Raw genomic sequence first — 13,574 nt, 5'->3', positions numbered from 1 at the left:
CTTCCGGCGTTGCAGCTGATTTTTGAAGGACAAAATATGCCAGTTGTGCGTGGCAAGGACATCGAGGTCCTGTTTTCGGCGTCGGCGATCGCGCGCCGCAATCTCGAGCTCGCCAAGGAAATCGCCGGGCGCGACTACCACGACCTCCTGGTGATCTCGATCCTCAAGGGCTCGTTCGTCTTCGCCGCCGATCTCATCCGCGCCATGCATGATGTCGGCCTGTCGCCGGAAGTCGAGTTCATCTTCATCTCCAGCTACGGCGCGGGCACCACGAGCGGCAAAGTGAGGGTGCTACGCGACATCGACAATGAGGTCGCCGGCCGCGACGTGCTGTTGATCGACGACATACTGGAATCCGGCAAGACGCTTTCCTACACCCGCGACCTGATGCTGTCGCGCGGCGCCAAGAGCTGCGCCATCGCGGTGCTGCTCGACAAGCGGATGCGCCGCCAGACCGCGCTCAACGCCGACTATGTCGGCTTCGACTGCCCGGACTATTTCGTCGTCGGCTACGGCATGGACGTCGCGCATGCGTTCCGCGAGCTGCCGTTCGTCGGAGTGGTGAAGGGCGACGCCTGAGAGGACGCCGGAGTTCCTTCCGAAAAGCTGCCGATCGTTAGAATTTTCAGAAAACGTCAACGTTTCGGCGGCATCTATCTCGGTATGGCAAAGCTTCTGATCGTCGAGGACGATGAGTCCGTCCGTACCCTCGCTGCCCGCGCGCTGGAGCGCGACGGCCATAATGTCACCGTCGCCACCGACGGCGGGCAGGGGCTGGATGCGATCCGGCAGGCCCGCGGCGGCTACGATCTGGTGGTGTCCGACATCCGCATGCCGGAGATGGACGGCATCGAGATGGCGACGGCGGCCGCGCGAGAATTCCCGGCGATGCGGATCATGCTGATGACCGGCTATGCCGACCAGCGCGAGCGGGCCGAGGAACTCAACGGCATCATCCTCGACGTCGTGCAGAAGCCCTTCACGCTGGCTGAGATCCGTGCCCGCGTCGGCAAGGCATTAAGCTGCTTCGCTTGAGACCGCATCAGCCGTGACAGGGGCCGCCGGCGCGGCACTTCGCCGGGGCCCGCCGCCGAGCGCAAGCAGGCCGGCGCCGATGATCAGCGCCGCGCCCAGCACGGTGGTTTCCCGCGGCACCTCGGCGAAGAACAGGAAACCCCAAAGTGGCGACCACAGGATGCCGGTGTATTCGAACGTCGCGACGCGGTTGGCCGGCGCCATGCGATAGGCCTGCGACAGCAGGATCATGCCGGCGGACGCGACGAGGCCGCAGGCAGCCATCTTCAGGAAATCCGGCATTGTCGGCCACACCCATGGCCGCACCAGGAATTCGACGCTCGGATGCGCCGCATGGGTGATGCCGGCAAGGTGGAAGACGGCCGCGACGGCGACGGCGCCGCTGAGATAGGCGCCGTTCTGGTAGAAGGCCATCACGGTCGACGATTCGGTGTCGCCGATGCGGCGCGCCATCAGTTGCGAAAAACCGTAGAGAAAGGCCGAGCCCAGCGACAAAATCGCTGCCCAGTCGAACACGCCGGCGCCGGGCCGCACCATCACGAGCACGCCGACAAGGCCGATCAGCACCGTCGCCAGCGTCTTCCACGAGACCCGCTCGCCGAGATAGGGTCCGGCCACCGCCATGATGAACAGCGGCGCCATGAAATAAAGCGCCACCGCGTCGGCCAGCGGCAGCGCGGCGATCGCCAGATAATAGACCGTGTAGGACGAGAACTGGATGAAGGCGCGCAGCGTCAGCATGCCGAAGCGTTTCGACAGCACCGCTCTCAGGCCGACATCGGCCTGGACGATGACGATCAGGATCGGCAAGGCGACGATGGCGCGAATCGCCATCACCTCGGTCACCGGATAGCCGCCCGACACCGCCTTCACCAGCGGATCCTGCAGCGAAAAGACCAGCACGCCGAGGCAAAGGCTCAGAATGCCAAGCACCATCCGGTTTTGCATGATCGATCCAGCGAAAAAGAACCCGCCACCTTTTTCAGGCAGCGGGCACGAGTGAGGACTCTTCGATTGGTCCGCGGCCGATTTCGCGGTCGCATATCCAATGGGTGTCGCGACTATCCTGCGGTGTTTGACATCTTGCAAACGAATTGGAATGATGCCAGCAATCAGATTTTCTTATGGCGACTTTGATGAGACCAGTCCTCGACAGCGACCTCCTGCGCACCTTCGTGGCGGTGGCCGAGACCGGCAATTTCACGCGCGCGGCGGAGAAGGCCGGGCGCACGCAATCGGCTGTGTCCATGCAGATGAAGAAGCTGGAAGAGATGGTCGGCGACGATCTTTTCGAACGCGGCTCGCGCGGCGTGGCGCTGACGCGCCGTGGCGGCGAGCTCATCGTCAACGCGCGCCGGATCGTCTCGCTGCTCGACGAGACGGCGGCCTCGCTGGTGGCGCCGCCGCTCGGCGGCCTGGTGCGCATCGGCATCCCGGCCGAATATGGCCGCTCGATCCTGTCGCGGGCGCTGGGCGAGTTCGCCAAGCGGCATCCGCGCGTCGAGGTCACGGTGCGCTACGCGCATTCGGATTCGCAGGTGCGGGCGCTTGCGGCCGGCGAGCTCGACCTCGCGGTGGTGTTTGAATGGGAGGGCTCTTCCGGCGGCGAGGTGCTGATGCACGATCCGACGGTCTGGGTGACCTCGACGCTGCACCACATGCATGAGGAACGGCCGGTGCCGATCGCGCTCTACAGCCGCAACGGCTGGTGCCGCGACTTCGCCATCAAGTCGCTGCAGCAGCGCGGCCTCGACTATCGCGTCGCCTACACCAGCGACACCAATGGCGGCCTGACGCTCGCGGTCACGTCCGGCCTGGCGATCGCGCCGATCTCGCGCAGCAACATCCCGGCCGATTGCCGCGAGCTGACGGCGGCCGACGGCTTCGGCGACATCGATTCCTCCAATGTCGTCCTGCACCGCAATCCGCTGGCGACCGGCGAGGCAATCGACGGCATGGAGAACGCGATCCGCGAGGCGTTCATGCTGACCCGGCAGGCAGGCGCGACGATTGGGCTGTAGCAAAGCCAGAGTATTTTCGCCGTTTCACGAACGCAGAACGGTTCCACATCGGTGCGGTTGCCCGTCCTATCGGTCCGGCATGTCTTCGTAGAAAGTCAGCTGGTTGCCGAACGGGTCGCCGACTGTGACCTCCCGTGTCCGCCAAGGCGTCTCTTCCAATCCCGGTCGGGCGTAGCGATATTTCTTCGCCGTCAGTTCACGATGCAGCGCCGCGATGTCGGCCACCTCGACGCGAATGTTGGCGCCTGGCGAGCCGTCGCCGTGATGCTCGCTTAGATGCAATTCGCAGCTGTCGCGAGTGATACCCATGTAGAGCGGCGCATTGTCGTCGAAGCGATGTTCGAAGCGGATCTCGAAGCCGAGGAAATCGAGATAGAATTCGCGCGCCTTGGCGATGTCGAACATGCGCAGGATCGGGGTGACGCTTCCAAGCTTCGGCACGGTGTGATGCGATCCGAGATTGATGCGGGCGGTCTATTTCAGCTCCAGCAGCCGTTCGAGGTAGCTGCGCTCGATATCGGGGCTCAGCGCGTTGCCTAGCCGCTTGCGGATCGCATCGAGGATCTGGCGGGCGCGCTGCACGTCGATCTCGTCGGGAACCTTGACCGATGTGCCGTCATCCGGTCCGTTGGTGGCGCGCGGCCGTCCGAGTGGATCGCGGTCGGCATTCTGCTCGCGGCCGCCCTGTTCGCTGCCGCCCTGGTCGCCCTGCATGGCCTGCATCTGCTTCATCATGTCCTTGGCGCCGCGGCGAAGCGCTTCCAGCGCACGGCCCTGGTGGCCGACGGCCTGGTCGCCATCGCCCTGGCCGAGCGACCGCTCGGCGTCGCCCATCGACTTGCCGGCCTCGCCGAAGCCTTCATTGGGCTCCATGCCCATGCCCTCCAGCCCCTTCTTCAGCTGGTTGAGTTCGCTCTGCAGCTGGCCCTGGCCTTCCTGCAGCTGTTTCAGCGCATCGGCCAAATCCTTCGGCGACATTTTCGGCCGTCCCAGCGGATCGCGATCCTGGCCGGGACCCGGCCGTTGCTCGTCCTGGCCTTGCTGCTGCTCGCCGTCCTCGCCGAATTGTTGTTCGCCATTGTCGCGCGAGCCACGCTGCATCTGATCGAGGCGGAAGGTGTCGTTCATCATCTCCTGCTGGCGGCGCATGATGTCGCCAAGCTTGTCCATCTGCTGGCGCAGCTCGCTGTCCTGCTCGCCGCCCGGCTGCTGGCGGCCGGCCTGCAGGTTGTTCATCATGTCCTGTAGCTCGGAGAGAAGCTGCTGCGCCTTGTCGCGGTCGCCCGATTTGGCCAGATTCTCGATCTGATCCATCATGCGGTCGATATCGCTCTGGCGCAACTCGCGTCCGTTCTGCTGCATCTGCGGCGCGTTCGGGTTCTGCTGCGCGCGCTGGGCGAATTCCTGCAGGAACTGATTCATCGCCTCGCGCAGTTCCTTCATCGCCTTCTCGATCTCCTGATCGCTGGCGCCGTTCTTGATGGCGTCCTGCAACGCCTGCTGCGCCTGGCGCAGCCGCCGCTCGGCGGCCGACAGATTGCCTTCCTCAATGCCGAGCGCGATTTCCCACAGATAGGAGACGACGTTGCGCAACTGGTCGTCGCTCTCGGAGAGCTTCAGCCGGCTCCGCGCGCTCATGATGGCGAGATAGTTCGACATGTTGTCGAACGTGTCCTCGGGCCGCAGAGTGATCGCGTCCATCAGGTCGAGGACGCGCGGCTTGGCATTGGTGTCGAGCGCCAGCAACCGGCGCTGTTCGATCACCGCGCGGGCCAGCGGATTGGCGAATGGCCGCTCGGGCATGACAAGCGTCTTGGTTTCGCTGGTCGCTGTGTGGCCGGCATCGTCGGTGACGCTCAGCGTCAGCTTGATGTTGCCGCCGGCCCAGACATGCTCGGTCAGGTCCTTGGTCGTCTTCGCCGCGCTCGCCTTGCCGCCGCGCCGCGGCAGGGTCAGCGGCATCTCGGGTGCGCCGTAAAGCGGATGCGCATTGGCGGCCGGCGGGTCCGACAGTTCGAAAACGGCCTTGGCGGAGGCCGCGCCGTAATCGTCGTCGACCTGATAGTTGAGCTCCATGGCGCCGTTGACGGCGCGCTTCGGCTCGCCGACGAAGCGGATCGTTGGCGGCTTGTCTGGGATGACCGCGAAAGCCCAGTGGCCGAGATCGCTATCGCCGGATTTCAGCGTCAGCGTGCCGTTGGTGTTCAGCTTGCCGGAGAACTGGCGGACATTTGGCGCCGTCTGGCTGGCGGCAGCTGGCGCTTTGGGTGCGGCGGGCTCGATGGCGCGGTCATTGCCGCCTTGATCGGAGTAGCTCAGCGTTTCCTCGCCCGAGCCGCCGGTGACGCGGAGCGAAACGTCGCTGCCCTGCGGAACGGAAAAGGTCTGGACGGCCTGGTTGGCATCGGCGGTCAGGAACAGCGGCGCCTTGCCGGTATAGGCGGGCGGCGTCACCCAGGCGTCGATGCGCGGCGGCACGGCATCGTGCGCGGCGCGGGCGACAAAAGCGTCGCCGACCCTACCGCCGAATGGGCCGAAGGAAAAGGCCAAAGCGGTGACGAACAGCAGCCCCGCCACGGCGCGCAGGCCCCAGCGATCATAGTCCGGCACGCCGGTGCGCGGCCGGTCGGCACCTAAGCTCGAGAGCCGCTCGGCCATGCGCTTCTGATGCTCGCGCCACAACGCCTGCGAGAAGATGCTCTCGGCGCCGCTCGGCCGGTCGGTCTGCACCTGGACCGGGCTGTGCAGCAATTCGTTCGCCGCCTCGATGCGGCGGTCGATCTCGGCGGCCGAGGGCATGCGGAAGAAGCGAAGCGGATAGAGCGCCGCGATACCCGCCAGCGCGAACAGGATCAGCAGACCGATGCGCGCCGCGTCCGGCAGGCGTGGGAACAGGCCGAACCATGAAAAGCTGAGGAACAGGCTGATGACGATCAACAGCGGCAGCACGAGCGGCCAGGCGCGCTCGAAGACTATCGAGGCCCGCGTCGCCGACCGGCTGAGCGCCAGGCGCCCGGCCAGGCCGCGTTCGCCGCTGGAAATGGGTCGTTCGGTCATCGGCCCTTCCTGTCCAGGCGGGATAGCCCGGACGTCATCAACAGAAGGATACCAACAAACACGGCAAAGGCGAGGCGGGTTCCAAAAACGTGAAGCGGTTTGGCCGGGTTATGATCAGAAATTGGCCGGATTGGTGTTCGAACCGCAGACCAGGACCGCCACGCGCTCGCCCTCCGAGGGCACGTAACGCCCGGAAAGCATGGCGGCGAAGGCCGCGGCGCCACCCGGCTCGGCGATGATTCGCACGCGGTCCCACAGCGCCTTCTGCGCCGCCACGATGTCGTCGTCGCTGACCAGTATCGAGCGCTCGACGAAGGCCTCGGCGATCGGAAACATCATCTCGCCGACGCGCTTCGGCGCCAGCGAATCGGCGGCGATGCCTTCGGCAGGCGCGTCGACCGGCTCTCCGGCCTCCAAGGCGCGGTAAAGCGTCGGAGCGCCCTCGGGCTCGATGGCGACGATGCGGATGCGGCCAGCGAACCAGGCGGCGATGCCGCCGATCAGCCCGCCGCCGCCGACGGCGACCAGCAGCGTGTCGATCTCGGGCAAATCGGCTTCGATCTCCAAGCCGAGCGTGCCCTGGCCGAGCAGTGTTTCCTCCTGGTTGAAGGCGTGCACCTGCAAGGCGCCGGTCCTGGCCGCGAAATCCTCGCTCGCGGCGAGCGCCTCGGCATAGCGCGCGCCGCCGACCACCAGCTCGGCGCCATAGCCGCGAATGCGCTCGAGCTTCGCCGGCGGGCTGACCTCGGGCACGAAGATGGTCGCCCTGTGCCCGAGCTTCATGGCGGCGTAAGCGACAGCCGCACCATGATTGCCGCCCGACGCGGCGACCACGCCGGCTTCGGGGACCTGGCGCTCGAGCAGGTTGGTGAAGGCGCCGCGCGCCTTGAACGAGCCGGAATGCTGCAGGCATTCGAGCTTCAGGTCGACCGCAAAAGCAGGCCGGCCGAAATCTGCCATGTCGACGCGCATGACCGGCGTATGGCGCACATAGGGACGGATGCGCGGCTCGACAGCAGCGATGCGCTCGCGCGTGATCGTGTTTTTTTCCAGCATGGCTAGCTCCTTAAGGCGCGCCGCCTGGGTTACTTCAGCCAGTCGGGGACCGAATCCAGGCCGATCAGGTCCTCATAGGTCTGGCGCGGCCGTACGACATGGAAGCGGTCGCCGTCGACCAGCACCTCCGGCACCAGAAGCCTGGTGTTGTAGGTACCGGCCTGCACCGCGCCATAGGCGCCGGCTGTCGAAACGGCGATCAGGTCGCCTGCCTTCAGCTTCGGCAGGTCGCGGTCCAGGCCGATGAAGTCGCCGGTCTCGCAGACCGGGCCGACGACGTCGACCTTCATGCGCGGCGTGGAGGCGGGTGGCTGCACCACCGGCCTGATGTCGTGGAAGGCGTCATAGAGCGTCGGCCGGATCAGGTCATTCATGGCGGCGTCGACGACAAGGAAGTTCCTGGCGTCGCCTTCCTTCACATAGATCACCTCGGACACCAGGATGCCGGCATTGCCGACGATCAGCCGTCCAGGCTCGAACATCACCTTGAGGCCAAGCCTGGTGACGTGCTTCCTGACGATCTCGGCATAGGCGTCAGGCAAAGGCGGCGGGCTGTTGTCGACACGGTAGGGAATGCCGAGGCCGCCGCCGAGATCGACATGTTCGATCGCATGTCCGTCGGCGCGCAGCGCCCCGACCAGTTCGACGAGCAATGCGAAGGCGTCGTCGAAGGGCTGCAATTCGGTGATCTGGCTGCCGATATGGGTGTCGATGCCGGTCACCTTGATGCCCGGCAGTTGCGCGGCGCGGGCATAGACCTGCCGCGCGCGCTGCCAGGGGATGCCGAACTTGTTCTCGGCCTTGCCGGTCGAGATCTTCTTGTGGGTTCTCGCATCGACATCCGGATTGATGCGCAGCGAGACCGGCGCCACCTTGCCGAGCGCCGTCGCTCGCGCCGACAAAAGCTCCAACTCAGGCTCGGATTCGACGTTGAAGCAGAGAATGCCGGCGCTAAGGGCAAAGTCCATTTCGCGCGCGGTCTTGCCGACGCCGGAAAACAGGATCTTGCCGGCCGGGATGCCGGCAGCCAAGGCGCGGCGCAACTCGCCTTCCGACACCACGTCGGCGCCGGCGCCCTGGCGGGCCAGCGTCCTCAGCACGGCCTGGTTGGAATTCGCCTTCATGGCGTAGCAGACGAGCGCGTCGAGGCCGGCAAAGGCCTCCCTGAAGACGCGGAAATGCCGGGTCAGCGTCGCCGTCGAATAGCAATAGAAGGGCGTGCCGACCGCGGCCGCGATGTCGGGGATCGCGACGTCCTCGGCATGAAGCACGCCGTCGCGGTAATCGAAATGGTTCACGGGTACTGTTTCCGGAAAAGATCAGAGCAATGGATCGAGGATGAACTTCCTGTCCTTGACCGGTTTTTCCGGCTCGGGCGGCACCGGCTGCTTGGCTTTTTCCGCATCCTTGCGCGCCTGCACCGCTGCCTCGTAGGGCGTGTCGAGGCCGGTCTTCCTGCCGCAGGCCGTGACGGTGACAACCGCCGCCAGCAGCGCCAGCGTCACCAAAATCCTGCTACGGGTCATCGATCCATCCGTTCGAAACTGATTGTTGTGCTGCGCTTTTAGCCGAGTTCTCAGCGCTTTGCATCCCGACATTTGCTTTCATGCATGCCGTTGCCCCAGAACCGCTGCACACTTCTGGGCGACATGCATTTGTTTTGATGCCTGTCGTTGTCCCAGAACCGCTGCACACTTCTGGGCGACATGCATTAAGCCTTGGCGAGCCGCTTCTTCCAGTAGCGGATCTGCTTTCGCACTTCCGACGGCGCGGTGCCGCCGAAGCTGGTGCGGCTCTTCACGGAGTTCTGCACGGCGAGCACCGAGAAGACGCCGTCGGAGATGCCGGGATGGATCGAGCGCAGATCGTCCAGCGAGAGCTTTTCAAGGGAGACCTTCTTCTCCTCCGCAAGCGCCACGGCGCGGCCGGTGACGTGGTGCGCCTCGCGGAAGGGCAGGCCCAGATTGCGCACCAGCCAGTCGGCAAGGTCGGTCGCCGTGGCGTGACCGGCGCCGGCGGCCTTCTTCATGGCGGCGGCGTTGACGGTCATGTCGCGCACCATGCCAGCGGTCGCCGCCAGCATCAGGTCGAGCGTCTCGGCGGCGTCGAAGACCGCTTCCTTGTCTTCCTGCATGTCCTTGCCATAGGTGAGCGGCATGCCCTTCATCACGGTCAGCAGGCCGACAAGATGGCCGTTGATGCGGCCGGTCTTGCCGCGCACCAGCTCGGCGGCGTCCGGGTTCTTCTTCTGCGGCATGATCGAGGAGCCGGTGGAGAAGGAATCCGAGAGCCGGATGAAGCCGAATTGCGGCGTCGACCAGATGATGATCTCCTCGGCCAGCCTGGACAAATGCGTCGCGCAGATCGCGGCGAGGCTGAGGAATTCGAGCGCGAAATCGCGGTCCGAGACGCTGTCCAGCGAATTGCGCGTCGGTTCGCGAAAACCGAGAGCCCTCGCGGTCATGTGGCGGTCGATGGAAAAGCTGGTGCCGGCAAGGGCCGCCGCGCCCAGCGGGCTTTCATCCATGCGCTCGATGGCGTCGCGGACGCGCGACAGGTCGCGGCCGAACATCTCGACATAGGCCATGCAATGGTGGCCGAAGGTCACCGGCTGCGCGGCCTGCATATGGGTGAAGCCGGGCATGACGGTCGCCGCGTGCTCCTCGGCGCGTTCGAGGAAGGCGCCGATCAGGTCCTTCAGCGCTTCGGCGACGCGCTGGCACTCCTGCTTGACCCAGAGCCTGAGGTCGACCGCCACCTGGTCGTTGCGCGAGCGCGCGGTGTGCAGGCGGCCGGCCGCCGGGCCGATCAAGTCGGCTAGGCGGGCTTCCACATTCATGTGGATGTCTTCCAGCCTGGTCGAGAATTCGAACGTGCCGGCCTCGATCTCTTTCAGGATCGTGTTCAGCCCGTGAGCGATTTTTTCTTGATCGGCGGCCGAAATAATGCCCGTTTCAGCCAACATCTCGCTATGGGCGATCGATCCGCTTATGTCCTGCGCATAGAGCTTGCGGTCGAAGCCGATCGACGCGTTGATCGCTTCCATGATCGCGGCCGGACCCGAGGCAAAACGTCCGCCCCACATCTGGTTGCTGGCCTTCTTGTCGCTCATCGCTATAACCCGTGCTCCGGAGCAGTTTTGAAATGGCAGACGGCAATAGGTTCTTTTTTCCGGCTACGCGCCTCATCCTTGCCGCATTGGTGGCGGGCGTGCTGGCCGGCGCGGTCGCGGTATATGTCAGCGAGAGCGGTTCTGGCAACAACGCTCCCGAGAAGGTCGCAGCGGCCTCCGACAAGGACGCCGGGGGGGGCGATGCGGCCTGCGGGGTCAAGGCCGCGCGCGCCAAGACCATCGCTGCGAAAGCTGTCGGCCAGGTCGCGGCCCTGCAGCCCGCCGATCCGCCGCAGTCGCTGAAGAGCCTTGCCTTCAACGGCCCCGACGGCAAGCCGATGACGATTGCCGACCATGCCGGCAAGACGGTGCTGCTCAATCTCTGGGCGACATGGTGCGCTCCATGCCGCGCCGAGATGCCGGCGCTCGACGCCCTGCAGAAGGAGAAGGGCGGCAAGGACTTCGAGGTGATCGCGGTCAATGTCGACACCGGCGACGATACCAAGCCGAAGAAGTTCCTCAAGGAGATCGGCGTCGAAACGCTCGGCTTCTACCGGGACCCGACGATCGCCCTGTTCAACGAGGCGAAGACGCGCGGCCTGGCGCTCGGGCTCCCGGTGACCATGTTGATCGATGGCGAAGGCTGCCTGATCGCACATATGAACGGCCCAGCCGAATGGTCGAGCCCCGACGCCAAGCGGCTGGTGGAAGCAGCGCTAACGCCGTGATCGTGTAGTCTTTTGCATTGACGCAATTCCGGACGAAAAACCGCTACGCACTTTTCCTGGAATTGCTTCAGACTGAACGCGCGGCCGCGGCCGGCTGCAGCATCAGGATGCTGCCGCTCCGCATATTCTCGATCTTAGTGCCGGCGGCGCCGTCTTCGTCACGCCGTCATCGGCCGCCGAAACGCCTGTCAGCTCGCCGAACGCCTCGATCGGGCCGGGCCTGCCCAGAAAATATCCCTGGCCGATGTCGCAATCCTCGGCGTTGAGGAAGCGCAGCTCGTCCAGCGTCTCGACGCCTTCGGCCAGGACCGGCAGGCCGAGGCCGCGCCCCAGGCCGAGCACGGCGCGCACGATGGTCGCGACCTGACTGTTGCGGTCGACCGATTTGATGAAGGAGCCGTCGATCTTGATCTTGTCGAACGGGAAGGCGCGCAGGTTGGACAGCGAGGAATAGCCGGTGCCGAAATCGTCCATCGCCACGCGCACGCCGAGCGCCTTGATCTGGCGCAAGGTGGCCAGCGCGCGCGGCATGTCCTTCACCAGCGCCGTCTCGGTGATCTCGAGTTCGAGCCTGCCCGCCGCCAGGCCGGTGCGCAGCAGCACCTCATGCACCTTGCGGCTGAAATCGGGATTGTGGAGCTGCACCGCCGAGACATTGACGGCGACCGTCAGCGGGTTCTTCCAGGTCGCGGCTTCCTTGCAGGCCGCCGCCAGCACCCACTCGCCGATCTGAGCGATCGAACCGCTGTCCTCGGCCACCGGGATGAACACCGAAGGCGGAACCTCTCCGCGTTCGGGATGCCGCCAACGCAGCAGGGCTTCGAAGCCGATCATCCTGCCGCTGCTGATTTCCTTCTGCGGCTGATAGACGAGCCGGAACTCGCCGCGCGCCACGGCCTGGCGCAGGTCCTGCTCCAGGCTGCGCCGGTCGCGCGCCTCAGCGCCCATCGAGGCCTCGAAATAGCGGAAGGTGTCCTTGCCTTCGGCCTTGGCGCGATAGAGCGCGGTGTCGGCATGGCTGACCAGCGCCGCCTGCTCGTCGGCGTCGAGCGGGTAAAGCGCGATGCCGATGCTGGCCGACACCATGCCGCCCGGCGACAGCCGGTTTTCCTGGCGCAGCGCCGATAGCACCGCTTCGGCAATGCGGCCGGCCGCTTGCGGATCGGGAAGGTTGGGGGCGATGATGGCGAATTCGTCGCCGCCGAGCCGGGCCAACATCTGGCCATGGCGCAGCGCGCTGGAGGCGCAGTGGGCCACCTTCTGCAGCACGGCGTCGCCGGCGGCGTGGCCGAAGAGGTCGTTCACTTCCTTGAACCTGTCTAGGTCGAGCAGCATGAGCGCCAGCTGGCCCCGCTTGCCGTTGCCGCCTTCCGCCGACGCGGCGATCTCGGCTTCCAGCCGGGCGGTGAAGCTGCGGCGGTTGGCCAGCCCTGTGAGCGGGTCGTAATGCGCGAGCCGCATGATCTCCTGCTCGGCCTTCCGGCGCTCGCGAATGTCCCGGACGGCCACGACCAGATGCGGCCTGCCGCAATAATCGATGCTCCTGGCGATCAACTCCACCGGTATCCGGCTGTCGTCTCGGCTGCGAAGGTCGGCTTCCTGCGCCTGTCCGCTGCCGGCGGTGACGGCCGACGCGATCCGTTCGCCGAACAGGTCGCTGAGCGTCATCGTGTTCAGCGTGCCGGCGGCGATGCCGCTCAGCGCCGCGATGCTGTCATTGGCGCTGACGATGCGGTTGCCGTCGCAGACGATAAGGCCTTCGACGGCGGCATTGGCGAGGCCATGCATGCGTTCCGCCTCGACCCTGTGACGGCGAAACCGCAGATCGATCCACAGCGCCGTGGCCGACAGCACCAGGATGACCAGGCTTGCCGCCGCGGCGGCAAAGGCCTGCGACATCGGCGCGATCGTGAATTTCGAGATCCCGATCGAGGAATCCGGGTAGATCGAGACGGCGGCCATGGCGATGAAATGCAGCGTGCAGATCGCCAGCGTCAGCAGGACGGTGCCAAGGATCGTTCCCAGGGTCGACGGGCGGCGAAGCACCACAAGCAGCGAGAGCGCGGCGAGCATTATGCCCGAGACCAGCGAGGCGGCGACCAGCAGCTGGTTCCAGACGATCCGGCCTTCGACCTCGAAAGCCGCCATGCCGGTATAGTGCATCGCCGCGATGCCGATGCCGAGCACGGCGCCGCCCACGAGGTAGTGGTCGATGCCGCCGCGCACGGTCGCGATCCACATGCCGGCGGCCGTCAGCAGAACGGAAACCGCCAGCGAAGCGACCGAAAGTTCGGCGTTGTAGGCGTTGGGTATTCCCGGCGTGAAAGCGATCATGGCGATGAAATGCGTCGCCCAGATGCCGAATCCGGTCGAGGCGGCGGCAATCAGCAGCCAGGCATGACGGTTTCGACTGGTCGACTGCTCGACATGACGAAGCAGGTTCACCGCGGAGAAACAGGATATTCCGCAAATGAGCGCGGCCAGTGCGACCAGTCTCAGATCGTGCTCGTTCACGATACAATTATAGACGGTCAGCATCTTGCTTCACCTGATCTACCCGCATCA

Annotated in this window: 12 protein-coding genes; 4 read left to right on the top strand and 8 right to left on the bottom strand. The window is 65.4% G+C overall.

What is annotated here, in order from left to right; genetic code table 11:
- The first annotated feature begins 36 nt into the window (after positions 1-36).
- Complete coding sequence (gene hpt, locus MJ8_RS28785; RefSeq protein WP_201411958.1) at positions 37-579, top strand: hypoxanthine phosphoribosyltransferase; 543 nt, start codon at positions 37-39, stop codon at positions 577-579.
- An 84-nt stretch (positions 580-663) separates the two neighbouring features.
- Positions 664-1,035: a response regulator gene (locus tag MJ8_RS28780; RefSeq protein WP_201411957.1), complete on the top strand. Its 372-nt coding sequence runs from the start codon at positions 664-666 to the stop codon at positions 1,033-1,035.
- Here MJ8_RS28780 and MJ8_RS28775 read toward each other — a convergent pair.
- Positions 1,018-1,983 carry a DMT family transporter gene (locus MJ8_RS28775; protein WP_201411956.1) on the bottom strand — a complete coding sequence of 322 codons (966 nt, stop codon included), beginning with the start codon at positions 1,981-1,983 and terminating at the stop codon, positions 1,018-1,020. The genes MJ8_RS28780 and MJ8_RS28775 overlap by 18 nt on opposite strands.
- A gap of 188 nt (positions 1,984-2,171) precedes the next feature.
- Between MJ8_RS28775 and MJ8_RS28770 the strand changes: the two genes are divergently transcribed.
- Complete coding sequence (locus MJ8_RS28770; protein ID WP_201411955.1) at positions 2,172-3,056, top strand: LysR family transcriptional regulator; 885 nt, start codon at positions 2,172-2,174, stop codon at positions 3,054-3,056.
- 66 nt (positions 3,057-3,122) lie between these two features.
- Here the strand turns inward: MJ8_RS28770 and MJ8_RS28765 are convergent, their stop codons facing one another.
- The 6 genes from MJ8_RS28765 to argH all read right to left on the bottom strand — a co-directional run bounded on the left by MJ8_RS28765 (position 3,123) and on the right by argH (position 10,281).
- Positions 3,123-3,497, bottom strand: coding sequence for a glyoxalase superfamily protein (locus tag MJ8_RS28765; protein WP_225248067.1), 375 nt, complete (start codon positions 3,495-3,497; stop codon positions 3,123-3,125).
- A 33-nt stretch (positions 3,498-3,530) separates the two neighbouring features.
- Entirely contained in the window at positions 3,531-6,113 is a 2,583-nt protein-coding gene (locus MJ8_RS28760) for a TIGR02302 family protein (RefSeq protein WP_201411954.1), read from the bottom strand.
- 114 nt (positions 6,114-6,227) lie between these two features.
- Complete coding sequence (locus MJ8_RS28755; RefSeq protein ID WP_201411953.1) at positions 6,228-7,169, bottom strand: threonine/serine dehydratase; 942 nt, start codon at positions 7,167-7,169, stop codon at positions 6,228-6,230.
- A gap of 29 nt (positions 7,170-7,198) precedes the next feature.
- Positions 7,199-8,467, bottom strand: coding sequence for a diaminopimelate decarboxylase (gene lysA / locus MJ8_RS28750; RefSeq protein WP_201411952.1), 1,269 nt, complete (start codon positions 8,465-8,467; stop codon positions 7,199-7,201).
- Positions 8,468-8,488: 21 nt separating this feature from the next.
- Entirely contained in the window at positions 8,489-8,695 is a 207-nt protein-coding gene (locus MJ8_RS28745) for a lipoprotein (protein WP_040989264.1), read from the bottom strand.
- A 185-nt stretch (positions 8,696-8,880) separates the two neighbouring features.
- The gene (gene argH, locus MJ8_RS28740; RefSeq protein ID WP_201411951.1) at positions 8,881-10,281 is read right to left on the bottom strand and encodes an argininosuccinate lyase; all 1,401 of its coding nucleotides are present in this window, start codon (positions 10,279-10,281) and stop codon (positions 8,881-8,883) included.
- Positions 10,282-10,313: 32 nt separating this feature from the next.
- Here argH and tlpA point away from each other — a divergent pair, with 32 nt between their 5' ends.
- A complete protein-coding gene (gene tlpA, locus MJ8_RS28735) occupies positions 10,314-11,009 on the top strand; it encodes a thiol:disulfide interchange protein TlpA (protein WP_201411950.1) in 696 nt (231 codons plus the stop codon).
- A 102-nt stretch (positions 11,010-11,111) separates the two neighbouring features.
- Here tlpA and MJ8_RS28730 read toward each other — a convergent pair whose 3' ends face one another.
- Positions 11,112-13,547: an EAL domain-containing protein gene (locus MJ8_RS28730; RefSeq protein WP_201411949.1), complete on the bottom strand. Its 2,436-nt coding sequence runs from the start codon at positions 13,545-13,547 to the stop codon at positions 11,112-11,114.
- Positions 13,548-13,574: the final 27 nt, after the last annotated feature.

Source organism: Mesorhizobium sp. J8, from assembly GCF_016591715.1.
Taxonomy (GTDB): domain Bacteria; phylum Pseudomonadota; class Alphaproteobacteria; order Rhizobiales; family Rhizobiaceae; genus Mesorhizobium.
The sequence above is the reverse complement of the archived record's forward strand: the minus strand, read 5'-3'. Positions and strand labels throughout refer to the sequence as shown.